A 22,877-nucleotide genomic window follows, 5' to 3' on the forward strand; every position below is an offset into this window, starting at 1 on the left:
CTGATCCGTGGTCGGACGAGACGACCCCGCCGTGTCGATTTCGGCGTCGCCCGTTCGACGCAGGGACGAACGCACCCGGACATCGGAGGTACTCATGACCTTGCTCGCGGGCAAGAACGCGATCGTCTACGGCGGCGGAGGGCGGATCGGCAGCGCCGTGGCCTGCGCTTTCGCCGAGGAAGGCGCGACCGTCTTCCTCGCCGGGCGGACGCTCGGCCGGCTCGACGAGGTCGCCGAGCGGATCAGGGCGGCCGGCGGGCGGGCCGAGACCGCCGAGGTCGACGCGCTGGACGAACGGGCCGTCGACGAGCACGCCGACGCCGTTGCCGGCCGAGGGGGCATCGATGTCTCCTTCAACCTCATCACCCACGGGGACGTGCAGGGCACGCCGTTGCTCGACATGACGCTCGCCGACTACGAGCAGCCTGTGGTCACCGCGGTGCGGACGAACTTCCTGACCGCCCGCGCCGCCGCGAGGCACATGGTGAAGCAGAAGTCGGGCGTGGTCCTGTTCTTCGGCGGCGCGGGTGACCCCGTGCGCGAGTTCTCCGTCGGCGGGCTGCAGATCGCCTTCCACGCGCTCGAGGCGATGCGCCGGCAGATCGCCGCCGAGCTGGGGCCGCGGGGAGTGCGGACCGTGACGCTGCGGACCGGCGGCATTCCCGAAACCCTGCCCGCGGACTTCGAGGGTCGTCAGGTGGTCGAGGACAGCATCACCGGCCAGACGATGCTGAGCCGCGCGGCGACGCTGGGCCGACGTCGGCGCGGTTGCCGCCTTCGTCGCCTCGGATCGGGCGCGCTCGATGACGGCGTCGACCGTCAACGTCAGCTGCGGGGCTCTCGTCGACTAGACGCGGGCCGTGATCTGCTGGATCGTCCACGCGTTGCCGTCGGGGTCGGCGAAGTGCACAAAACCCACGTTGTTCAGGTCTGCTTCGCCGTCCCAGGCGCCCATGCCGTAGACCTGGATTCCGCTGACCTCGACGCCGCGCTCGGTGAGCGTCGCGTGGGCCTTCGGCAGGTTGTTGACCACCAGCTGGAGTCCCTTGAGCGAACCCGGCGGCATGTCCGGCACGGCTCCCTTGCCGATCACCACCGAGCAGCCCGACCCCGGTGGGGTCAGCTGCACGAGCCGCGTGCTCTCGTCGATCTTCGTGTCGTGGTCGACGGCGAACCCGAGGCGGTCGGCGTAGAAGGCCTTCGCGCGGTCCACATCGGACACCGGCACCACGACCACTTCGAGCGTCCAGTCCATCGGGTGTCCTTCCGCCGGCCTGCTTGGCGGATCACACGCTACCCGTGCTCGCAGCCTTCGTGCACCGCTCGTCACTGCTCCGCGATCAGCCTCCTGACTGCGTCCACCACCAGCGCCCGCCGCTGGTCGCGGGGGATCGCCGTGCGGACGCCGAGCTCCGAATTGGTCGTTGTCCACGCCGTCGAGACCGACTGGATCAGCACCAGCAGCTCCATGGGTGTGTAGTGCTTGGTCAACCTCCCGTCGTCCTGTGCTCGTTTCAGGTCGTCCAGCCGGATCTCGTTGGCCAGCACGATTTCCGTGACCCACTTGCCTTCGGGCCGCTCCAGCCGGTGCCACACCGCCAGCCGCAGCGCGTCCGGGCGCTCTTCGTACCGGTCGAAGAGCTTGCCGGCGTACTCCGGCAGGTCGCCGGCGTCGAGCGGGACGTCGATGACGAACCGCGCGACCGACTCGCCGAACACCGCGTCGAACAGCTTGTCCTTGCTGCCGAAGTAGGTGTAGATCATCGCCTTGTTGCACTCCGCGGCGGCCGCGATCCGGTCTACGCGGGCGCCCGCGATGCCCCGTTCCGCGAACTCCTCGGTGGCGGCGGCCAGCAATCGCCTCTTGGTCTCGGCCGCGTCTCTCATGTCACCACCGTATCAACTGACTGGTTAGTTGACAAACGTGGCCGTGCGGTGTTTCCTGGAGCTAACCAACCGGTTGGTTGTGGCCGGCCGGAGAGTGAGGAGAGGGGCATCATGGGCAGGATGTGGCTGATCACAGGCAGCTCTCGCGGGTTCGGGCGCGAGCTGGCCAGGGTCGCGCTGGAGACCGGTGACCGCGTGGTCGCGACCGCGCGCCGCCCGGAGCAGCTGAAGGATCTCGTGGCCGAGTACGGGGAGGCGGTCCGCGCATTCGCACTGGACGTCACGGACCCCGCGGCCGCGCGCGAGGCGGTCGCGTTCGCGGTGCGGGAGTTCGGCGGGCTCGACGTGGTGGTCAACAACGCCGGGTACGCGAACAGCGCGCCGATCGAAGACATGGCGGAAGACGACTTCCGGGCGCAGGTCGAGGCGAACTTCTTCGGCGTTGTCAACGTCACCCGGGCGGCCCTGCCGGTGTTCCGCGAGCAGGGCTCGGGGCACTTCCTGCAGTTCTCGTCGGTCGGCGGCCGGGTCGGCGGATCACCCGGGCTGGGCGCTTATCAGGCCGCCAAGTTCGCCGTGGAGGGCTTCTCCGAGGTGCTCAACGCGGAGGTGAAACCGTTCGGCGTCAAGGTCACGATCGTCGAGCCTGGAGCGTTCCGCACGGACTGGCAGGGCGCCTCGATGGAACGCGCGACGGTCCGCCCGGAGTACGACGCATCGGTGGGGGAGATGCACCGCCTGCGCGACGCGAGCGACGGCAAGCAGGCCGGCGACCCAGCCAAGGCGGCCCACATCCTCACCGACCTGGTCCGCCTCGACAAACCTCCGCTGAGGCTGCTGCTCGGCGCGGACGCGGTCGAAGCCGTGCAACGGTCGGAACGTGCTCGCGGCGCCGAAGTGGCCGAATGGGCGGAGGTGAGCCGCTCGGCGGTGTTCACAACGGAGTGATCTGCGCTCGCGGTGTTGCCGAAGGATCCGTGTGGGTGGCCTGGGCGGAATGGAACTGGGCTCGTGGTGTTGTCGAAGGAAGTCGTGCGGGCGGCCCGGGTTTAGTGAATTGCCTCGTGGTGTTGTCGAAGCGAGCCGTGTGAGCGGCCTGGGCGCAGAGAACTGTCCTCGCGCTGTCGTTGAAGGAGCTGCGTTGGCAGCTTCGGCGTAGCGAGCGCGGCCGGGTCAGGAGCGCTCCGGGGAGGACTCCCGCTGCTCGACCACCAACCGCTGGTGTCGGGCCGCGCGGACCCGGTCGCCGCAGGTCGTCGAGCACCAGCGGCGGCGGGCGTGCTCGCGGAAGAAGAACCGCACGCAGCCGTGGGCTTCGCATGGGCGCGCCAGCCGGCCGAGGTCACCGCTGACCACGTTGATCGCGTCGCGGGCGAGGGCGGCCAGGGCCTCGTCGGCGCTGCCGGGGTGGGCGCTGTGCCACTCGAGGCTGGGACCGGCCGGCCAGGCGAGCTGGGGTGCGGCCCGGTCGGCGCGGGCTGCCGCATTCACCGTCTCGAGGGCGCCGGCGTCCGGTGAGCGGTCCTCGGCCAGGGCCGCCAGCAGTTCGCGGACCGCGGCGCGGAGGCCGGTCAAGCGCCTCAGGTCGTCGGCGCCGACGGAAGCCGCCGGGAGTTCGTGCCGGCGCAACCACGCGGTGGCCTCGCGGGGCTCGGCGAGGTCGTCGACCTCCTCGCCGGCGTTGAGCCGCCGGGTGTTGACCAGCGCCAGGGCCGGCGAGCGCTCCTCGCCGGGTGCTGCAGTGACCACGTTCGCCTCCCGAGTCCAGTGTCCAGTTTCCCTGACCCGTTGACAGCCTACCTCGTCTCATGGATAAATAAAAAGTATCCATGAGACGCGAGGAGAAACCGATGGTCACCGTGCATCACCGCTACGCCACCGTCGCCGGGCACCGGCTGTTCTACCGGGAGGCCGGGCCCGCCGGCGCGCCCACGATCGTGCTGCTCCACGGCTTCCCGACCAGCTCGCACATGTACCGGCACCTCATCCCGGCGCTGGCCGACCGCTACCACGTCGTCGCGCCCGACTACCTGGGCTCGGGTGCGTCCGACGCGCCGTCGGCCGACGAGTTCACCTACACCTTCGACGCGCTCGCCGAGCTCACGACGGGCCTGCTCGACCAGCTCGGCCTCGACCGCTTCGCGCTCTACATCCAGGACTTCGGCTCCCCGGTCGGGCTGCGCGTCGCGGCCGGGAACCCGGACCGGGTCACCGCGATCGTCACGCAGAACGGCAACGCCTACGTCGAGGGCCTGGGCGCCGGGCTCCCGCAACGGCTCGCGGCCGGCACGCTCACCGAGGAGGACCTGCGCGCCATGGTCACCCTCGAGGCGACGAAGGCGCAGTACCTGGACGGCTCGCCCGACCCGGAGCTGGTCAGCCCGGACGTCTGGATCCACGACCAGGCCCTGCTCGACCGGCCCGGCGGCGCGGAGATCCAGATGGCGCTGCTCGCCGACTATCACCACAACATCGGCCTCTACCCGAAGTTCCACGAGTACTTCCGGACCAGCCAGGTCCCGCTGCTGGCGGTCTGGGGCGGCAACGACGAGATCTTCATCGCCGACGGCGCCCGCGCGTACGCCCGTGATCTGCCCGACGCCGAGATCCACCTGCTCGACGCGGGCCACTTCGCGCTGGAGACGCACCTGGACACCATCGCCGGGTACATCCGGGGCTTCCTGGGGCGGGTGGTGCCGAACTGAAATTCGTTCTCCCTCAACGGTTTCACGGCGCTACCCGATGAGCGGGACGCCGGTCCGGCGCCGGTTGACCGGCCGGACGTTCCGCTCGTAGGGTTCTGACGAGATCGCCCTGCCCAGGTCGGTCCCGGTCCCGGAGAACCCCGCCGTCGTCGTCAGGCATCCGCCTCTGCCTGCGCCGACGGGTCGTTCGCCGACGGGCCCGGGCGCGCGAGCAGCAGACCGGGGCCGTGGCGGCACGACTGTGTTCCGCGGAGGCCTCGCACTGGTCGATCCTCCGCGCCGGCTGTGTGGAGGACGGGATGACCGGACGGATTCGGGTGGGGACGATCGTGGCCGCGGTGGCCGCGCTCGTCGTCGGGACGATCAGTGTGGCGGGGCCGGCGCAAGCCGCGGATCCCTTGCTGTCGCAGGGAAAGCCGGTGACGGCGTCGTCGGCGGGCGGGTGCTGTCCGGCGCCGGACGCCGTCGACGGCGACTCGGCGACCCGCTGGGCAAGCGCGGCCGGTGTGGATCCGCAGTGGATCTACGTCGACCTCGGCGTGACCGCGCACGTCAGCCGGGTCCGGCTGCAGTGGGACGCCTCCTGCGCAACCGCCTACGAAATCGACACGTCCGCCGACCACGTCACGTGGACGCGGATCTACGCGACCACCACCGGAAAGGGGGGCGTCGAGGACCTGACCTCGCTCGACGGCACCGGCCGCTACGTGCGGGTGTACGGCACAAAACGCTGCCGCACCGACGCGTCGAAGGGCTACTCGCTACAGGAGTTCGGCGTTTACGGTTCGACCGGCGACGTCGAGCCGCCGTCACCGCCCGGCACGCCGACGCTCGTCGGGGTCACGCCCACCAGCGCGACCATCACGTGGACCGCGGCGACCGACAACGACGGTGTTGCGGGCTACGACGTCTATCGGGACGGGCAGCTCTGCGCCAGCACCACCGGCGCGCTCACCGCGTCCTGCGGCAACCTCAGCCCGAACGGCAACTACGGCTTCTACGTCAACGCGCGTGACGCGGCCGGGAACGTGTCGCAAGCCAGCGGCACGCTCGCCGTGAAGACACCGCCGTCGGATGACCACACACCGCCGTCCGTGCCGGGGAACGTGCACACGACCGCGGTCAACAGCACGTCGATCGGGCTCGCGTGGACCGCTTCGACCGACGAGGTCGGGGTCACCGGCTACCGGATCTTCAACGTCGTCGGCGGGGCCGCCACTTAGATCGGCACCTCCGACACGGCGAGCACCACGCTCGGCGGGCTGACCCCGAACATCGCCTACCACCTGCAGGTGCGGGCCTTCGACGGGAACGGCAACCTGAGCGAGCCCAGCACGCCGGTCCTGGACGTCACCACAACACCCGGGTCGACCTGTTCGCCGTCGCAGGGTGTGTGCGGCGCGACGCAGGTCGGGACCGATGACGACGTCGTGTGGGGTCTGGTCACCCTGCCGGACGGCACGATCCTCTACAACCAGCGTGACGCGCACTCGATCGTCCACCTGAACCCGAAGACCGGCGCGAAGAAGACGATCGGGACCGTGCCGAACGTCCAGAGCACCGACGGCGAAGGCGGCCTGACCGGCCTGGAGATCAACCCGGCGTCGTTCGCCTCCGACCACTGGCTCTACATCATGCACACCTCGCCGAACGACAACCGGATCGTCCGGATCAAATACGACCCCGCCGCCGATTCGCTGTCCACGAGCACCGAGCAGATCCTCGTGACGGGCATCGCGCGCAACAAGTTCCACAACGGCGGGCGGCTGCGCTTCAGCCCGGACGGCCGGTACCTGTTCGCCGGCACGGGTGACGCGCAGAACGGCGACAACGCGTCGAACACCAGCAGTCTCAACGGAAAGGTGCTGCGGACCAACCCGGACGGCACGATCCCGGCGGACAACCCGTTCCACAACGCGGTGTGGAGCTACGGGCACCGCAACGTGCAGGGGCTGGCGTTCGACTCCCAGGGCCGGTTGTGGGAGCAGGAGTTCGGCAACAGCGTCATGGACGAGACGAACCTGATCACGAAGGGCGGCAACTACGGCTGGCCGTCGTGCGAAGGGACTTCGGGGTCGTGCGGCACCGCCGGGTTCATCGCGCCGAAGAAGACCTACCCGGTGGCGCAAGGTTCGTGCAGCGGCATCACGATCATCCGCGACGCGCTGTACGTCGCCTGCCAGCGCGGCACACGGCTCTACCGCGCGGTGATCAGCGGCAGCTCGCTGACGAACTTCCAGACGTTCTTCAACGGAACGTACGGCAGGCTCCGCACGGTGGAGCCGGCCCCGGACGGCCAGATGTGGCTGGCGACCAGTGTGGACGGTGACAAGGACAGCACCCCGCACAACAGCCACAACAAGATCCTGCGGGTGTCGGTCGGGTAAGTCCCACCGAGGAGCCGGCCGGCCACGCGTCCCGGCCGGCTCCGGCACCACCGTTTTGTCGTACCCTCAAGCTAGGCTGTACATCGGGGGCGCGCGTTCAGGCCCCCGATGTACTTCCCTTGAGTGCCAACGGTTTCTCAGTCACCCAGCAGCCGCGACAGCGCATCCCGTGCTTTCGCGTCCTTCGACGCCAGCGTCGTCAGTTCCTGGGCCAGCGCCTCGAGCCAGTCGTCGATCGCGGCTTCCTTGCGGCTGATCACCACGCCCCGCACGACCTGGCGGATCTCCGCGTCGACCCCGCCGTGCTTGCCCGCGCTCAGCACCAGCACCCGGTCCGGCGTGGTGACCTGCACCGAAACCGCCTGCCCGGCGCGGCCCGCGACGCGGTCGGCGAACGTGCGGCGGCGGGAAACCTCGACCATTCCCGGCGGGAGCGCGTCGCCCAGGGTCTCGGACAGGACGCGGTGGTACGACTCGACGTCCGCGCGGTCCGAACGCAGCGCCGCCACCAGCAGGTGGAACTCCAGCTCGGCGCCCATCAGTCGGTGAGGGGCAGGACGAGCTGCGGTTTGGCGATGTGGTGGTCGGCGCGCAACGGCTTCACCGCGGTGCCGATCGCGAAGAACTCCGTCGTGTGGCCGCCCCACCGGTGGGGCAGGGACAGCAGCTGCACCCCGACGATGCCCTCCGCCTCGAGCTGCTCGGCCTCGGTCTGCATGCGCGACATCGCCAGCTCGCGCGCGTCGTACAACGCCTCGGTGTACTGCGGGATCTCGACGTTCTGGCCGATGTTCCCCATCATCTGCCGGAACCGCTGGTGCGCGATGTGGTAGACGCACGTCCCCATCACCATGCCGAGCGGCGCGTAGCCCGCCTGCACGAGCGTCCAGAAGTCCTGGCCGGACAGGTCGGAGGTGAACGGCTTCCCCGTGTTGTTGCGCCATTCGCCCGGTTCGTCGGCCTTGACCGCCGTGCCGACCGCGATGAACTCGGCGAGGTCGCTGCCGAACTCCTTGAACTCGATCTCGAGCCGGACCGCGACGATGCCGTCCGCGCCGAGGACGTCCGCCTCCGCCTCCATCCGCGACATCGCGAGCTCGCGGGCGTGGTACATGGCCTGGGAAAGCCGGTCGAGCTCCTGGTTCTTGCTCCACCGTCCCATCTGGAACCCGACGTGGTAGATGCTCGAGCCGAGCACGAGCCCCAGCGGCCGGAACCCGGCTTCGCGCACGAGGAGGAACTCGTTGACGCTCAGGTCCGAGGTGAACAGGCTGGTCTTCTGACCAGGTCGCATCTCGGCGAGCCGGCGCATCGCATCCTCGGGGATGTGTTGCGCGGCGGGATCCGCGGTGGTCACGAAGCCTCCTCAGGAACGGTTCAACGGCAGGATCTTGAGCGCGGCGGTCGGCGCGGCGGCGCCGGTGTGGAACTGGGCGATCGCGGTGCCGGTCACGGTGGCGACGCCGGCGACGGCGACCTGCTGGACCGGCCAGGACTGCAGGGTCATGGTGGAGACGATGCCGCCGTCGGCGCCGCAGTCGCGGATCGCGCGGCCGAACTCGGCACGCGCGGCGGCACGCGCTTCGGTGACGACCTTCGTGGGCGCGTCGACCTCGATGTTCCCGGCCCACGCGACGGTCTGGTTCGGCATGTTGTAGTCGACCGTCGCGCGGCCGGCGACCCCGATCGCGACGCTCACCGGGACCCAGCCCGCCTGCATCAGCTTGCCGACGTCCTGGCCCGCCAGACCGGTGGTGAACACCCGCCGCGGCCGTTGTTTCGTTTCGGCGCGGACGGCGGTGCCGAGGGCGACGAACTCCTGCATGACGTCGTCGAGCGAGGTGATGGTGAACCCGATCCCGAGCACACCGTCGGCGCCGAGCGCGGTCGCCTCCTGGACGAGCCGGTCGAGCGCGGTCTTGTAGCCCTGGCGCAGCATGCCCGAGAGCAGCTTGACCTGTTCGGCGGCCCAGACGCCCGGGCCGGCCCAGCCGATCTGCTGCACAACACAGCCCATGACCTCGCCGACGGCGGTGAAGCCGGCAACCTCGGCCCCGACGGCGCCGGGCACGGTGAGCAGCGAGGTCTTCAGCCCGGAGGAGGCAAAGCGTTCGACCCGCGCCCGCGCCACGGGCGGCAGGCCACGACCGTCCCAGTCGGGCACTTCGGACCTCCTTCGCCGGGCTCACCTCCCATCGTGGCACGGATCCGCGCGGGGAAGAGGTGGGTGAGGGGTGATCGACGGGGTATGTCCGGAAGGTCCCCTCGGTGAGGAGTGTCGACCGACCGGCTCGCCGACCGGCTCGCCGGCCGGACGGTCGGCGGCAGCTAGCGTTCGGTGCGGCGGTGCGGCGGTGCGGCGGTGCGGCGGTGCGGCGGTGCGGCGGTGCGGCGGTGCGGCGGTGCGGCGGTGCGGCGGTGCGGCGGTGCGGCGGTGAACTTTCGGCGCCACGCGGCCAGCGATCGCGCTGGCTGGGCAGCAAGCGGCCACGCAGGAGCGAGCATCTGGTGATGGTCCGACGGCTGCCCCGGCTGATCGGCGGCCGAGGGGCAACAGGCACCCGGCGGCGGGGCCCGGGCGACCATCTCACCGGCAGCGACCGGCCGAGCGGTATCCGGACGCCGCGACCAGGCGATCGCCCCGACCGGCGGCGAATGCCAGCGGCTGCGAGCACCCAGTGGCCAGGCGGCCGCCCGGCTGAGCGGCGGCGGCAGCCAAGGTCAGCAGGCGGCGGGGCGATCGCGTGGCCCAGCAGCGCTCCCCGTCAACCCCGTCCGCCCGGCAGCCCGCCATCCACCGGCACCACCGCCCAAACCCCCGCCCGACCATCGCCGCACCGGGCGATCGCCGTGCCGAACACACCCGCCACTGCCGCCGCTCCCGTCCGGCCCAGAGCCCATGCTCGCAACGTTGTCGACGACACCAACCCGCCATCCGCGCCAGACACCCGAACCGCCGCCGCGAACTCCTCGCGGGCCGCCGCTCTCACCCTCGTCACCAGCTCCGTCGGGGCCGCTGCCTCCCGACCCGGGCGGTCCGTCATCGCGATGTCGTACACCTCGCCGCCGTGGATGCCTATCGCCAACCTCACCGGGACCCAGCCCGACAGCAGGAGCTTCGCCACCTCCGGACCCGACAACCCCGTCGTGAACGGCTCTTCCGGACGCATTCCACGGCTGGCACGGACCGCGGTGCCGAGGGCCACGAACTCCTGGATCGTCTGGCGTGGGTGGGTTGCCGTGCAGCTGATCGCCAGGACGCCGTCCGCGCCGAGGGACCGGGCCTCCGCGCGAAGACGGTCCAACGCCGTCGCGTAGCCGGTGCGCATGCTTGACGTCAGGTCCTCCGAGCGGGTTACGACGCAGCCCATCACCTCGCCGATCGGCCGGAGCCCGACCGCTTCCGCGCCCACCGCGCCGGGGACCGTCAGCAGGGAGGTGCGGAGGCCGGATGCCGTGTAGCGGTGGGCTCGCATCAGTGCCAGTTGTCCTCGCCGAAACCCAGCGTCACCGGGCCTCGGCGGGTGATCGCCGCGATGGTCTCCGCTGGGAGGACGTCGTCGAGGAACTCGTAGTCCGGACGGCGGTTGCGTGCGTGCCACTCCGCTATCTCGTGCCAGCCGGGTGCGGCCAGCGCGCCGCCGAAGTGCTGGACCGACAGGCTGGCCGTGAGGCATGCGAACCGCAGGCGCTCGGCCAGGGGCCAGCCCGTCAGGGTGGCCGCGACGAACCCCGCGCCGAAGACGTCGCCCGCGCCCGTCGCGTCGAGGACCTCCACCGGGAGGGCCGGAACGGCCGCCGTCTCGCCGGTGATGCCGTCCACCGCCAGGACGCCGTCGCCGCCGCGGGTGATCACCGCGATCGGGACCAGGTCGGCCAGGGCCGCCAACGCCGCTTCGGGCGTGTCGGTGCGGGTGTAGCGCATCGCCTCGACGTCGTTCGGCAGGAACGCGTGGCAGCACGCCAGCTGCTCCAGCAGCGCCGGTGACCAGGCCTCCGACGGGTCCCAGCCGACGTCGGCGAACACCAGGCTGCCGTTCTGGTGCGCCGCGTGGACCCACTCGGCGGTGTCGAGCCCGATGTGCGCGACCGTCGCCCGGCTCGTCGGCGGGGACCCGGCCAGCTCCGCGACGGGCACGGGCGGCGGGTGGCCGTGGGTGACCATCGCGCGGTCGCCGGCGTAGGCGAGCGACACCGTCACGGGGGAGTGCCACTCCGGGAACTGCCGCGACCGCGAAAGGTCGATGCGCTCCTGCCGGGCCAGCACGTCCCAGCAATAACGCCCGTAGACGTCGGTGCCGAACGCGGCCGCCAGTGACGTCCGCAGGCCGAGCCGGCTCAGCGCCACCGCGAAGTTCGCGATGCCGCCCGGCCCCGAGCCCATGCCGCCCGTCCACACCTCCGTGCCCGGCGCCGGCGGTTGTTCGAGCCCGGTGAACACCAGGTCGAAGAACAGCAGACCGGACAGGAAGACGTCGATCTCGGGTGCGGGCTCAGCGGTCACGGGCGCCTCCACGAATCGCGCATGGGTGCGCACGAGCGTGCTTCAGATGCGCAAAATGCGCAAGACCCGCTCAAAGTTGCCCGTGAGGTGAGCGAGTTTGACTGCTATGGTCGCCGGATGCTGCCCCAGCGTCGCCACGAGCTGATCCTGCGGGCCCTCCGCGCGGACGGGCCGGTGCCCGTCGGCGCGCTCGCGGAGCGGCTCGGGGTCAGCCCGGCCACCGTGCGGCGCGACCTGGTGCAGCTCGACCGCGAAGGCCGCCTGACCCGCGTCTACGGCGGGGCGATGGCGGCGGCCGAGGACGACGAGCCGTTCGCCCGCGTGGCCGCCGAGCGCGCCGAGGAGAAGGACGCCGTCGCCCGGCGCGCGGCGAGCCTGGTCGGGGACGGCGAGACCGTGCTCCTCGACATCGGCACCACCGCGCACCGGCTGGCGCGGCACCTGCGCGACCGCGCGCTCACCGTGATCACCAGCAGCCTCGCCGTCTACGAAGAGCTGAAGGACGCCGACGACGTCCAGCTCGTCCTGCTCGGCGGTGTCGTGCGGCGCAGTTATCACTCGATGGTGGGATTCCTGACCGAGGACGCGCTGCGCCAGGTGCACGCCGACACGGTTTTCCTCGGCGCCAGCGGTGTCCGCAACGACGGACAGGTGATGGACTCGACGGTGGTCGAAGTGCCGGTGAAACGCGCGATGGTCGCCGCCGCCGACCGGGTCGTGCTGCTCGCCGACGCGGGCAAGTTCCCCGGCACCGGCCTGGCCAAGGTCTGCGGGCCGGACGCGCTCGACGTGGTCGTCACCAGCGCCGGAGCCGACGGGCCGACGTGCGCGGCGCTGGGCGAGGCCGGCGTCGAGGTGCTGCGGTGAGGCTCACGATCCTCGGCGGCGGCGGGTTCCGCGTGCCGCTGGTGCACGGCGCGCTGCTGGCCGGGGGTGACGTCACCGAGCTGGTCCTGCACGACGTCGACGCCGGACGGCTCGCCGCGATCGAGCGGGTGCTCGCCGAGCAGGCGGCCGGAGCGGCGAACGCGCCGCGCGTGCGCACGACCACCGACCTCGCGGAAGCACTGTCCGATGTGGACTTCGTCTTCTCGGCCGTCCGGGTCGGCGGGCTGCACGGCCGGCGGCTGGACGAGCGGATCGCGCACGCGGAAGGCGTGCTGGGCCAGGAAACCGTCGGCGCTGGCGGCATCGCCTACGGGCTGCGGACGGTCCCGGTCGCGCTCGCCCTCGCGCGGACGATCCGGGAGCTCGCGCCCCGCGCGTGGGTCATCAACTTCACCAACCCCGCCGGGATGGTCACCGAAGCGATGGCCGCGGAGCTCGGCGGCCGCGTGATCGGCATCTGCGACTCGCCGGTCGGGCTGTGCCGCCGGGTCGCCCGCGCCCTCGGCGTCGACCCGGCGACCGCGGAGTTCGACTACGCGGGCCTCAACCACCTGGGCTGGCTGCGCGCGGTCCGGCTCGCCGGGGAGGACGTCCTGCCCCGGCTGCTCGCCGACGCGGCCGCGTGCGAGTCGTTCGAGGAGGGCAAGCTCTTCGGCGCGGACTGGCTGCGTGTGCTCGGCGCCTTCCCCAACGAATACCTGCACTATTACTACTTCGCCCGCGAAGGCGGCGCGGAGTCGCGCGGCGCCCAGTTGCTGGAGCAGCAACGCGGGTTCTACGCCGAACCTTCGTTGACGTCGTGGGAGCGCACGCGCTTGGAGCGCGAAGCGACGTACATGGCCGAGACACGCGAAGGAGAGCGAGACGATCTCGAGGGCGGCGGCTACGAAAAGGTCGCGCTGGCGCTGATGCGCGCCCTCGCGCGCGGCGAACGCACCACGCTGATCCTCAACGTCCGCAACGGATCCGCACTCCCGGGCCTGCCATCGGACGCCGTGGTCGAGGTCCCGTGCGTCGTCGGCTCGAACGGCGCCCGGCCGCTCGCCGCCGCGCCCCTGTCCGACCATGCGCTGGGCCTGGTGACCGCGGTCAAGGCCGTCGAGCGGGCGACGATCGAAGCGGCGACCACGGGTTCGCGCGACGCGGCGCTGCGGGCGTTCGCCCTGCATCCGCTGGTCGGCTCGGTTCCGGTGGCGCGGCGGCTGCTGGCCGCCTACGCCGCCGCGCACCCGGAACTCGCTTACCTGGCTTAGGAAAGTTCGCGTAGCAGCGGCGCCAAGCGACGAGCCAGGTCGGCGTCGAGCAGTTCGATCTCGCCGATGAAGAGCTCCGTGACCGCCCGGAAGGGACCGCGGAGATCGTCGAGCCCGCGGACGAGGGTCGCCTCGAACGGCCGGGTGACCTCGGCCGGGAGCCGGTCGAGGCCGCGGCCCTCGACCGCGGGCAGGCCGTGGCGGACGCACGCCAGCGCCAGCGTGTGCTCCCGGACCCGGCCGATCATGTACTCGGCCTGCCAGCCACGGCCGCGTTCGATGCTCGACCGCGCGTGCAACGCGTGCAGCCAGGCCAGGTCGACCAGCCGCCGCGGGTCCGCCGGTGGCGACTGCGGGCGGTCCCGCGCCGTGCCGAACAGCAGCCGGAACTTCGGCGTGGTCGCGCCGAAGTCCGCTTCCGGCCAGAACGCCAGGTCGACCTGCATCGTGTTCGCCAGCAGGAAAACGCGGAACACCGTCCGCTCGAACACGACGTCCATGTGGTGCACGGCCTCGTGTTCGCGGTACATCCGCGTGGTGAAGTCCGCGAGCACCGGCTCGGGCTCGCCGGTGACCGCGAACGCGAGGTCGATGTCGGACCACTCGTCCTCGGCGTCGAGCGCGGCCGAGCCGGTGAGCGCGGCGCCGGTGACCCGCTCGTCGGACCGGGCCGCCTCGACGAGGGCTTCGCGGAGCAGGTGACGATCCCCCGGGGTGAACATGATCCCCAGGTTAGGCGGTGACCCCGACGAATTCGGCCTCGGCTTCGTCGCGTTCGACGTGGAGGGTCCAGGCCCGCTCGGCGATCGTGTCGGGGTCGAGGGTGCCGGGGACAAAACCCTGGTCCTGCTCGAGGAACATCCGGTGGATGTCCCCGCCTTCGATGAGCCCGCCGATGGTCAGCGCGCCCGCGTAGACGCCGGTCTCGCGCAGGGCCTCGTTGAGCGTCAGGACATACATGCGCAGCGCCGCCGAGGCCGGGGCGAAGCTGCCGAGCAGCGGCATCGGGTACTTGCCGCTGAGGCCGCCGGCGAACAGGAGCGACCCGCCGCCGCGTGCCAGCATCCGGGGCAGCACGGCCTGGGTGAGCTGCGCCGCGGGCAGCACGATCGACTCGAACGGCACCCGCAGGTTCTCGACGCCGGCTTCGGGCAGGGGCGCCATGGCCGCGCCGACCGCCATGTCGGCCGGTCCGAAGTAGACGGTGTCGAGCTCGCCCGCGTCCGTCCTGATGCGGTCGAGGACCGCGTCCAGCTGGGTTTTGTCGGTGACGTCGGCCGCGTACGTGTGCGTGGTGATCCCGGACAGCGACTCGCGGTACGCCGGGTGCCGCGAGCCGGACCGCGACACCAGCGCCACCGTGAAGCCTTCGCGGCCGAACCGGCGGGCGATCGACAGGCCCAGCCCGGGCCCGACGCCCAGGACGGCGATCACAGGGGACAAGAGAACCTCCTCGAGAGAACTTGAGACTGAGCTCAAGTTATCCAGCAGATGAGGGAACCGTCAACTTGCGTGGCGAACGGCGTCACGGGTTCGGACCAGTGGCCTACCGAGCTGCTCCAAGCGGGTAGAACAGGTTCCAGTTTTGCCGGGGTGCCGACACGATGTCCGCCATGGGAACCGATCTGACCCGCCGCCAGGTCCTGCGCGGCACCGCGGCGGGCGTGGGCATCGCCGTGACGTCCGGGCTCGCGACGGCGCCGTCCGCGGGCGCCGCGCCGCTGCTGGGCGAGTACGACGTCGTGGTCGTCGGCTCGGGCGCGGCCGGGATGACCGCGGCGCTGACGGCGGCCACCCGTGGGCTGAGCGTCGTCGTGGTCGAGAAGGCGCCCACCTTCGGCGGCTCCGCGGCCCGCTCCGGCGCCGGCATCTGGATCCCGAACAACCCGGTGCTGCTCGCCGCCGGGGTGCCGGACACCCCGGCGAAGGCCGCGCAGTACCTCGCCGCCGTCGTCGGCCCGGACGTCCCCGCCGCGCGCCAGGAAGCCTTCCTGCGCAACGGTCCCGCGATGATCGCGTCCGTGATGGCGAACAGCCCGCTGCGCTTCCGCTGGATGGAGGGCTACAGCGACTACTACCCGGAGCTGCCGGGCGGCCTGCCGAACGGGCGGTCCATCGAGCCCGACCAGTTCGACGGGAACCTGCTCGGCGCCGAGCTGGCGAACCTCAACCCGGCCTACCTCGCGACGCCGCCCGGGCTCGTCGTCTTCAGCGCCGACTACAAGTGGCTGAACCTGGCCGCGGTGAACGCCAAGGGCGCCGCGGTCGCCGCCACCTGTCTCGCGCGCGGCACGGCTGCGGCGCTCGCCGGGCAGAAGCCGCTCACCATGGGCCAGGCGCTGGCCGCGGGGCTGCGGGCCGGGCTGCAACGGTCGAACGTGCCGGTGTGGCTGAGCACGCCGTTGCTCGACCTGAACGTCGAAAACGGCGCGGTGATCGGGGTTCTGGTGCCGCAGGGGCTCGTGCGCGCCCGGCGCGGGGTGATCGTCGGCTCGGGCGGTTTCGAGCACAACGTCGCGATGCGCGCGCAGTACCAGCGGCAGCCGATCGGCACCGACTGGACGGTCGGGGCCAAGGAGAACACCGGTGACGGCCACCGGGCCGGCCAGCGTGCGGGCGCGGCGCTCGACCTGATGGACGACGCCTGGTGGGGCCCGGCGATCCCGACCCCGGGTGACCCGTACTTCTGCCTCGCCGAGCGCACTCTGCCCGGCGGCCTGATCGTGAACCAGGCCGGGCAGCGGTTCGTCAACGAAGCCGCGCCCTACAGCGACGTCGTGCACACGATGTACGACAGGAACGACATCCCGGCGTGGCTGGTCGTCGACCAGAACTACCGGAACAAGTACCTGTTCCGCGACATCCTGCCGCTGCTGCCGTTCCCGGACGCCTGGTACGCGGCCGGCGCCGTCTTCAAGGCGTCGAGCATCCAGGAACTGGGCACGAAGATCGGCGTGCCGGCGGCCGCGCTGAAGTCCACTGTGGACCGGTTCAACGGCTTCGCCTGGACCGGAACCGACCGCGACTACCTGCGCGGCGCGAGTGCGTACGACCACTACTACACGGACCCGTTGGTGCTGCCCAACTCCTGCCTGGCGCCGCTGTGGGCACCGCCGTTCTACGCGTTCAAGATCGTCCCCGGCGACCTCGGCACGAAGGGCGGCATGCGCACGGACGCCCGGGCGCGCGTGCTGCGCCCGGACGGTTCGGTGATCCCCGGCCTGTACGCGGCCGGCAACGCGAGCGCGGCGGTGATGGGCCACAGCTACGCCGGCGCCGGCTCGACCATCGGGCCGGCGATGACGTTCGGCTACATCGCCGCGAACGACGTCTAGAACTCCTTTTCCACCAGTGGCAGCACCTCGGTGCCGAGCAGCTCGATGGCCCGCATGACGTCCTTGTGCGGCACGCCGGACCAGTCCATCTGCAGCGCGTACCGGTCGGCGCCGGTGAGCTTGCCGACGGTGATCAGCCGGTCGGCGATCTCCTGCGGGCTGCCGACGAACAGCGCCTGCGCGCCGTGGGTGTACTGGTCGTACTCCGCGCGGGTCGGGACGGCCCAGCCGCGGGCCTTCGCGCCGTACTTCATCGTTTCGAGCCAGTACGGGTAGAACTTCTCCTTCGCGTCCTGGGAGTTGTCGGCGAGGAACCCGATAGCGCCCATGGTGACGTGGAGGTCTTCCTTGGTGTGCTCGCCGGCTTCGCCCGCCTGGCGGTAGAGGTCGACCAGCGGGGCGAAGCGCTCGGGACGTCCGCCGATCACGGCGTACACCACCGGCAGGCCCAGCAGCCCGGCGCGGATCGACGACTCGGGGTTGCCGCCGGTGCCGATCGAGATGCGCAGCCGGCGGTGGTAGGGCCGGGGCAGGATCCGCGCGTTCTCCAGCGGCGGCCGGAACTTGCCGGACCAGGTCAGCGGGTCTTCGCGGTCGATGCGCAGCAGCAGGGCGAGCTTCTCTTCGAACAGCTCGTCGTAGTCGCCGAGGTCGTTGCCGAAGAGCGGGAACGACTCGGTGAACGAGCCGCGCCCGGCGAGCAGCTCGGCGCGGCCGTGGCTGAGCTGGTCGAGCGTGGTGAACTGCTGGTAGACGCGGACGGGGTCCTCGGTGCTCAGCACGGTGACGGCGGAGCTGAGCGTGATCTGGCTGGTCAGGCTCGCGGCGGCGGCCAGCACCGTGCCCGGGTTGGAGATCGCGTACTGGTCGAGGTGGTGCTCGCCGAGGCCGTAGAAGGACAGGCCGAGCTCGTCGGCGAGCTTGATGCGTTCGAGGGTGTTGGACAGGGTCGTGGCGACGCTGGGTTGCTCGCCGGTGCGCGGGTCCGGAGCGCGGTCGCCGAAGCTGTAGATGCCGAGTTTCATAGAGCGTTCAACTATCTCGGTCGCCGGTTCGTTCCCCGTACCGGTCCTGGATGGCTTCGAGGTTCTGCTCCGAGAGCCTCAGGGCAGCGGTCCGGAGGCTGACGTTGTCGCGGGTGGCGTGGTCGAACATGCCGCTGACCAGGTCTTTCATCCGGGTCCGGACCTTGGTGAAGGCCTCGTCGGCGTCCGCCCCGACGTCCCCGAAGAGCGTCCACCACCACCAGGAGTTGGTCGCCGAGTTGGCGACGAAGTCCGGCACCACCCGGATGCCCCGGGCGTCGAGCAGCTCCTCGGCCTCCGCGGTGACGGGCAGGTTCGCGGCCTCGACGATGAGCTTCGCGCCGATCTTGGCCTGGTTGTCGGCGTCGACGCAGTAGGAGATGGCGGCCGGCACGAGCACCTCGGCCTCGACGTCGAGCCAGGCTTCCGGCGGGAGCAGCTCGTCACCGGGCTTGAGGTTGTCGCGGTCGATGCCGCCGAAGCGGTCGCGGTGCCGGAGCAGGTTCTCGACGTCCAGGCCGGCGGGGTTGGTGACGACACCGCGGACGTCCGAGACCCCGACGACCTTCAGCCCGGCCTCGGCGAGGAACCGGGCGGTGGCCCCGCCCATCGAGCCGAAGCCCTGGACGACAACCCGGTTCTCGTTGCTCAGGCCGAGTTGTTCGAGGCCGGTGAGGGTGGCTTGCGCGACGCCGAGGCCGCCGACCAGCTCGTCGAGCCCCAGGCCGCCGACCTCGATCCGGAAGGCGTCGGCGAGCCGTCCGGTCGCTTCTTCGCGGTCTTCGAGCAGCGGGTAGACGGCCTGGACGGAGCTGAGCAGGCCGATTTCGGTGATGATGCCGTCGATGACGTCCTGGCGCAGGCCGAGGTCTTCGCCCATGGTCCAGTACCGCTCGATCAGCGGCCGCATGGCATGAAGGAACCGCGCGACCACATCCCGGGCGCGGTCGTCGTAGGGGTCGAAGTCGATGCCGCCCTTGGCGCCGCCGAGGGGGATGTAGCGGCCGTGGGGGTCGTAGTTGAGGGCTTCTTTGAGGGTCATGCCGCGGGCGAGGCCGCGGACTTCGAAGAGCGTGCAGCCGCGGCGCATCCGGAGGCCGCCGCTGGCGACCCCGCGGACCAGGCGGTCGATCACGAGGTAACCGCGGCAGGCGGTGACCGGGTCGGTCCAGGCGATCTCGAGGAAGGCTGGTTCGGTCATCGCTGCTCCTGGGCGGTTGGTTGGTGAGGGGCCGCCTTTCGTGTCATGCGGGACACCGTACCTAGGTCGTCGGTCTGGGGTAGGGGTTGTGCTCGGGGCTGGGTTGTCCACAGTGGATTATGCGGGGCGGGGGGCCTGGCGGAGGTTGCGCGAGGGCGGTGGAGTGTTGCCGCGGTGAGTGTGGACTTGCGCAGGGCCGGTGGGTCGAGTGTCGGTGCTATGGCGGAGGGATCGGGCGGTGAGATCCGGCGGAGAGATCCCGATGGGCAAGCGTGGGTGAGGCAACCCCCGGTGGGGATCCCCGATGGGCAGACCCGGGCGGGCAACCCCCCGGTGGGCATCCCCAGCGGCGGGAGGGCCCGGTGGAAAGACTTGGGCGGAGAGACCGCTGCGGAGAAGCCCGAGGGGGAAGAGGGCCGGTGAAGCACTATCGGCGGACAACCCCGGGGAGGAACCCTGGCGGAGGAACTTCGCCGGAGAGGTCCCGGGCCGGCGGTGAGGCCCGGTGGAGCAAGCCCGGCGGAGAGAACCCCCGGTGGAGGGGTCGACGGGAGGAACCTCGGCGGAGAGATCCCGACGGGGTGGCCCGGGCTGGGCAGCCCCGGTGGGCAAGCCCGGGGTGGGAGGTCCCGGTGGGGCGAGCCCGGCGGGGCAACTCCGGGGCGGGAGGTCTCGGTGGGGCGATCCGGTGGGGCGAGCCCGGCGGGGCAACTCCGAGGTGGGAGGTCCCGGTGGGGCAAGCCCGACGGGGGAGGGCCCGGTGGGCAACCCGGATGGTGCAGGCCCGGAGTCGGCGGGCCCAGTAGAACGAATCCGGAGGAGAAGTCCCAGTGGAGAAATCCCGGGGGCGAGATCCGGGTGAAGCAAGCCCGGCGGAGAACCTGGCAAAGAGAGCCCGCGGGGGCTTGCTCCACCGGGCCTCCCCGCCGGGGCAGGCCTGGTGCCGTAACCCGGAGGGCGCGCCCGGGCGGGGAGCCCCGCGTGGGCTTGCCCGGTAGAGCAGCCTGGCGGAGCGAGCCCCGGAGAGAAACCCCGGCGAGGAACCCGGTGGGAGCGGGCCCGGTGGTACGAACCCACGGGGAAGAACCCCCGCGGGGAACCCCGGGGCCCGGTGGTACGAACCCACGGGAGAGAACCCCCGCGGGGAACCCCGGGGCCCGGTGGTACGAACCCACGGGAGAGAACCCCAGCGGGAAACCCCCGGGGGGCCCGGTGGTACGAACCCACGGGGAAGACCCCAGCGAAACACCAGACCTCAAGCCGTCCAAAGGGGGTTGCGGCCCAAGTACCGCAGCAGCGTCGAGACCGCGCTGTCCTCAGCCGGGCCCTCCAACGCCGCCGCGTAGGCGAAGCCGCGCAGTGGCTCGGCCAGCTCCCTTGCCACCGGCAACAGCTCCGCCGCCATCTCCTCCGTCAGCGGGGAAACCTGGCCCGTCGCCACCGCGATGTCCCAGGCGTGGACCGCCGCGTCCAACGCCGCCGCTCCTACCGCCACCTCGGCCGGGAGGGCTCCCTGGGGCAGCGGGGTCGGGACCTCCGTTGCCGACCGTGACACCGTTGCGAAGGCCGCTGCCGACGCCGTCAAAGTCGGCTCCAGGAACGCCGATGCCGAGACCTCGAGGGCGCCCGACGGGGAGAACGGGTCGAAGTCGGGGCCGCCCGAGCCCGTGATGAATGCCGCGTAGCCCAGCTGGTCGCCTGCCGCGTGCTGGAGGACCTGGGTCACGTTCCACGCGTCGCACGGGGTTGGCACCGTCCAGTCCTGGACTCCCGCCACCGCCGTGCGCAGGGCCGCGTGGGCCGACGCCAGCAGCGGCCACGCCGGCGCGCTCAGGCTTGCGAAGAACCCTCGGATGTCCGCCACCAGGATCTCCGGGGCCTCGTGCGCCGCGTAGTGGCCCGCCGCGTCGCGGGGGCCGGCCGAGCCCGCTCCGGCTTCGTACGCGTTCCAGCTGACGATGTTCGTGTGGTCGCGGTCGGCGAACCGGCGGATCGACTGGAAGTCGCCCTTGAACATCGCCAGGGCCGTCGGGACCGTGGTCGGCTCCGCCGGGTGGGTCGCCGTGTGCGCGTCCTCGTAGTAGAAGCGGATCGACGAGCCTGCCGTGCCCGTCAGCCAGTACAGCGCCACGTTCGCCAGGACGAAGTCCGCGTCCAGGTGCTCGCCGAACAGCTGCGCGTTCCAGGCCAGCAGGCCCAGCGGCGAGTCGGCCAGTGCGAACGCCAGCGTGTGCGGCTGCTGGCTGTGCAGCTGGTTGAACGAGAACATGTTCTCGTAGAACCACTGCAGGTGCGCGAGCGCCGCCTGGTCGGCCTCGCTCAGGTCCGCCATCTCGGCCGGGTCGCCCGACGGGAACGAGAACAGCTGCGTGACGTGCACCCCGACGACCTTCTCCGGCGCGATCCGGCCGAGCTCGGGCGAGATCATCGACCCCGCGTCGTTGCCGACCGCGCCGTACGACTCGTACCCCAGCCGGCTCATCAGCTCGGCCCACGCCGCCGCCGTGCGGTACTTGTCCCAGCCCGCCGACTTCGTCGGGCCCGAGAACCCGAAGCCCGGCAGCGACGGGACGACCAGGTGGAACGCCGGCGCCTCGGCCGACTCCGGCTCGGTCAGCGGGCCGATCACGTCGAGGTACTCCGCCACCGACCCCGGCCAGCCGTGCGTCAGCACCAGCGGCGTCGCGTCCGGCCGCGACGAGCGGACGTGCAGGAAGTGGATGGTCTCGCCGTCGATCTCCGTGACGAACTGCGGGTACGCGTTCAGCCGCGCCTCGAAGGCCCGCCAGTCGAACTTCTCCAGCCAGTACTCGGCCAGCGCGCGGACCCGCTCGTTCGTCACGCCGTACGCGGCGGGCAGGTCGTCCGGCCAGAGGGCGCGCTCGAGGCGGCCGCGCAGGTCGTCGAGAGCGGCCTGGGGGACCTCGGCGCGGAACGGGCGGAGGGCGGGGACCGTCATGATGAGCTCCTCAGGCTGGAACGGAATGCTTCGTTCCGAACTGTAGCAGAGCGGAACGATCCGTTCCAGTGGTAATCTCCGACCATGCCCGAGACAGCCCTGCCCGGCCGCCGCGGCCAGGCCGCCCGCAACGACGTCGTCATCCTCGACGCCGCCCGCGAGGTCTTCCTCGTCGACCCGAAGGCCCCGATCTCGCACGTCGCCGAGCGCGCGGGCGTCGGGATCAGCGCGCTCTACCGCCGGTACCCGAGCAAGGAGTTCCTGCTCTGCCGGCTCTGCCACGACGGGCTCCGCAAGTACATCGCCGAAGCCGAGGGCGCCGCCGAGGAGCCGGACGGCTGGACGGCGCTGACCGGTTTCCTCCGCCGGGTCGTCGACGCCGACGTGCACTCCCTGACCGTCCACCTCGCCGGCACGTTCACCCCGACGGCCGAGATGGGCGACGACGCCCGCCACGCCGGCGAGCTGTCCGCGCGCCTCTTCGAGCGGGCGCGGGAATCCGGCCGGCTGCGCGCGGACGCCGTCACCGAAGACCTCGGCATGATCCTCGAGTGCTGCGCGGCGATCCGCGTCGACGACCCGGAGCGCACCGCGCAGCTGCGGCGCCGCTACCTCGCCCTGCTCCTCGAAGGCCTGGCCGCGGGAAAAGGTGAAGAACTGCCGGGTCCGCCGCCGCGCCCGGGTGAGATGAACGGCCGCTGGCGTCCGTCCTGACGGCGGTTCCGCGGCACCG

19 protein-coding genes and 2 pseudogenes are annotated in these 22,877 nt (G+C 71.4%); 8 read left to right on the forward strand and 13 right to left on the reverse strand.

The window, feature by feature from the left end; all coding sequences use genetic code 11:
- Positions 1–94 precede the first annotated feature (94 nt).
- A pseudogene (locus tag ACZ63J_RS34300) lies at positions 95–851 on the forward strand (SDR family NAD(P)-dependent oxidoreductase).
- Here ACZ63J_RS34300 and ACZ63J_RS34305 read toward each other — a convergent pair.
- Entirely contained in the window at positions 848–1,255 is a 408-nt protein-coding gene (locus ACZ63J_RS34305; RefSeq protein WP_465398896.1) for a VOC family protein, read from the reverse strand. The pseudogene ACZ63J_RS34300 and the gene ACZ63J_RS34305 overlap by 4 nt on opposite strands.
- A gap of 71 nt (positions 1,256–1,326) precedes the next feature.
- The gene (locus ACZ63J_RS34310) at positions 1,327–1,887 is read right to left on the reverse strand and encodes a TetR/AcrR family transcriptional regulator (protein WP_465311620.1); all 561 of its coding nucleotides are present in this window, start codon (positions 1,885–1,887) and stop codon (positions 1,327–1,329) included.
- 120 nt (positions 1,888–2,007) lie between these two features.
- Here ACZ63J_RS34310 and ACZ63J_RS34315 point away from each other — a divergent pair, with 120 nt between their 5' ends.
- On the forward strand, positions 2,008–2,835 hold the full coding sequence (locus tag ACZ63J_RS34315; protein WP_465398897.1) for an oxidoreductase: 828 nt from the start codon (positions 2,008–2,010) through the stop codon (positions 2,833–2,835).
- A gap of 225 nt (positions 2,836–3,060) precedes the next feature.
- Here ACZ63J_RS34315 and ACZ63J_RS34320 read toward each other — a convergent pair whose 3' ends face one another.
- The gene (locus ACZ63J_RS34320) at positions 3,061–3,636 is read right to left on the reverse strand and encodes a CGNR zinc finger domain-containing protein (RefSeq protein WP_465398898.1); all 576 of its coding nucleotides are present in this window, start codon (positions 3,634–3,636) and stop codon (positions 3,061–3,063) included.
- A 101-nt stretch (positions 3,637–3,737) separates the two neighbouring features.
- Here ACZ63J_RS34320 and ACZ63J_RS34325 point away from each other — a divergent pair, with 101 nt between their 5' ends.
- Positions 3,738–4,592 (forward strand): alpha/beta fold hydrolase, encoded by an 855-nt coding sequence (locus tag ACZ63J_RS34325; RefSeq protein WP_465398899.1) that lies wholly within the window; start codon positions 3,738–3,740, stop codon positions 4,590–4,592.
- Positions 4,593–4,891: 299 nt separating this feature from the next.
- Positions 4,892–6,979, forward strand: a pseudogene (locus tag ACZ63J_RS34330) (PQQ-dependent sugar dehydrogenase).
- Between the two features lie 137 nt (positions 6,980–7,116).
- On the opposite strand, the gene ACZ63J_RS34335 reads toward ACZ63J_RS34330, so the two are convergent.
- The 5 genes from ACZ63J_RS34335 to ACZ63J_RS34355 all read right to left on the reverse strand — a co-directional run bounded on the left by ACZ63J_RS34335 (position 7,117) and on the right by ACZ63J_RS34355 (position 11,483).
- On the reverse strand, positions 7,117–7,518 hold the full coding sequence (locus tag ACZ63J_RS34335) for a hypothetical protein (protein WP_465439750.1): 402 nt from the start codon (positions 7,516–7,518) through the stop codon (positions 7,117–7,119).
- The gene (locus ACZ63J_RS34340) at positions 7,518–8,336 is read right to left on the reverse strand and encodes a heavy metal-binding domain-containing protein (protein WP_364520978.1); all 819 of its coding nucleotides are present in this window, start codon (positions 8,334–8,336) and stop codon (positions 7,518–7,520) included. The genes ACZ63J_RS34335 and ACZ63J_RS34340 overlap by 1 nt, the downstream gene beginning before the upstream one ends.
- A gap of 9 nt (positions 8,337–8,345) precedes the next feature.
- On the reverse strand, positions 8,346–9,143 hold the full coding sequence (locus tag ACZ63J_RS34345) for a heavy metal-binding domain-containing protein (RefSeq protein WP_465398901.1): 798 nt from the start codon (positions 9,141–9,143) through the stop codon (positions 8,346–8,348).
- 601 nt (positions 9,144–9,744) lie between these two features.
- Positions 9,745–10,455, reverse strand: a complete 711-nt coding sequence (locus ACZ63J_RS34350; RefSeq protein ID WP_465398902.1) for a heavy metal-binding domain-containing protein — start codon at positions 10,453–10,455, stop codon at positions 9,745–9,747.
- Complete coding sequence (locus tag ACZ63J_RS34355; RefSeq protein WP_465398903.1) at positions 10,455–11,483, reverse strand: carbohydrate kinase family protein; 1,029 nt, start codon at positions 11,481–11,483, stop codon at positions 10,455–10,457. Before ACZ63J_RS34355 ends, ACZ63J_RS34350 begins: the two co-directional genes overlap by 1 nt.
- A 117-nt stretch (positions 11,484–11,600) precedes the next feature.
- On the opposite strand from ACZ63J_RS34355, the gene ACZ63J_RS34360 reads away from it, so the two are divergent.
- Positions 11,601–12,350 (forward strand): DeoR/GlpR family DNA-binding transcription regulator, encoded by a 750-nt coding sequence (locus tag ACZ63J_RS34360; protein WP_465338454.1) that lies wholly within the window; start codon positions 11,601–11,603, stop codon positions 12,348–12,350.
- Positions 12,347–13,624 (forward strand): 6-phospho-beta-glucosidase, encoded by a 1,278-nt coding sequence (locus tag ACZ63J_RS34365; RefSeq protein ID WP_465398904.1) that lies wholly within the window; start codon positions 12,347–12,349, stop codon positions 13,622–13,624. The genes ACZ63J_RS34360 and ACZ63J_RS34365 overlap by 4 nt, the downstream gene beginning before the upstream one ends.
- On the opposite strand, the gene ACZ63J_RS34370 is transcribed toward ACZ63J_RS34365, so the two are convergent.
- On the reverse strand, positions 13,621–14,346 hold the full coding sequence (locus ACZ63J_RS34370; RefSeq protein ID WP_465398905.1) for a nucleotidyltransferase domain-containing protein: 726 nt from the start codon (positions 14,344–14,346) through the stop codon (positions 13,621–13,623). The two genes, ACZ63J_RS34365 and ACZ63J_RS34370, sit on opposite strands and share 4 nt — an antisense overlap.
- Positions 14,347–14,356: 10 nt before the next feature.
- Positions 14,357–15,058 (reverse strand): SDR family oxidoreductase, encoded by a 702-nt coding sequence (locus ACZ63J_RS34375; protein WP_465399185.1) that lies wholly within the window; start codon positions 15,056–15,058, stop codon positions 14,357–14,359.
- Positions 15,059–15,237: 179 nt separating this feature from the next.
- Between ACZ63J_RS34375 and kstD the strand changes: the two genes are divergently transcribed.
- Entirely contained in the window at positions 15,238–16,959 is a 1,722-nt protein-coding gene (gene kstD, locus ACZ63J_RS34380) for a 3-oxosteroid 1-dehydrogenase (RefSeq protein ID WP_465398906.1), read from the forward strand.
- Here the strand turns inward: kstD and ACZ63J_RS34385 are convergent.
- The 3 genes from ACZ63J_RS34385 to ACZ63J_RS34395 all read right to left on the reverse strand — a co-directional run bounded on the left by ACZ63J_RS34385 (position 16,956) and on the right by ACZ63J_RS34395 (position 22,144).
- Positions 16,956–17,984, reverse strand: a complete 1,029-nt coding sequence (locus ACZ63J_RS34385) for an LLM class flavin-dependent oxidoreductase (protein WP_465398907.1) — start codon at positions 17,982–17,984, stop codon at positions 16,956–16,958. The genes kstD and ACZ63J_RS34385 overlap by 4 nt on opposite strands.
- A 7-nt stretch (positions 17,985–17,991) precedes the next feature.
- Positions 17,992–19,185, reverse strand: coding sequence for a Glu/Leu/Phe/Val family dehydrogenase (locus ACZ63J_RS34390; protein WP_465398908.1), 1,194 nt, complete (start codon positions 19,183–19,185; stop codon positions 17,992–17,994).
- A 1,255-nt stretch (positions 19,186–20,440) separates the two neighbouring features.
- Positions 20,441–22,144, reverse strand: a complete 1,704-nt coding sequence (locus tag ACZ63J_RS34395) for a TIGR03086 family metal-binding protein (protein WP_465398909.1) — start codon at positions 22,142–22,144, stop codon at positions 20,441–20,443.
- A gap of 84 nt (positions 22,145–22,228) precedes the next feature.
- On the opposite strand from ACZ63J_RS34395, the gene ACZ63J_RS34400 reads away from it, so the two are divergent.
- Positions 22,229–22,858, forward strand: a complete 630-nt coding sequence (locus ACZ63J_RS34400) for a TetR/AcrR family transcriptional regulator (protein ID WP_465398910.1) — start codon at positions 22,229–22,231, stop codon at positions 22,856–22,858.
- Positions 22,859–22,877: the final 19 nt, after the last annotated feature.

This window comes from Amycolatopsis sp. NPDC104863, from assembly GCF_055582965.1.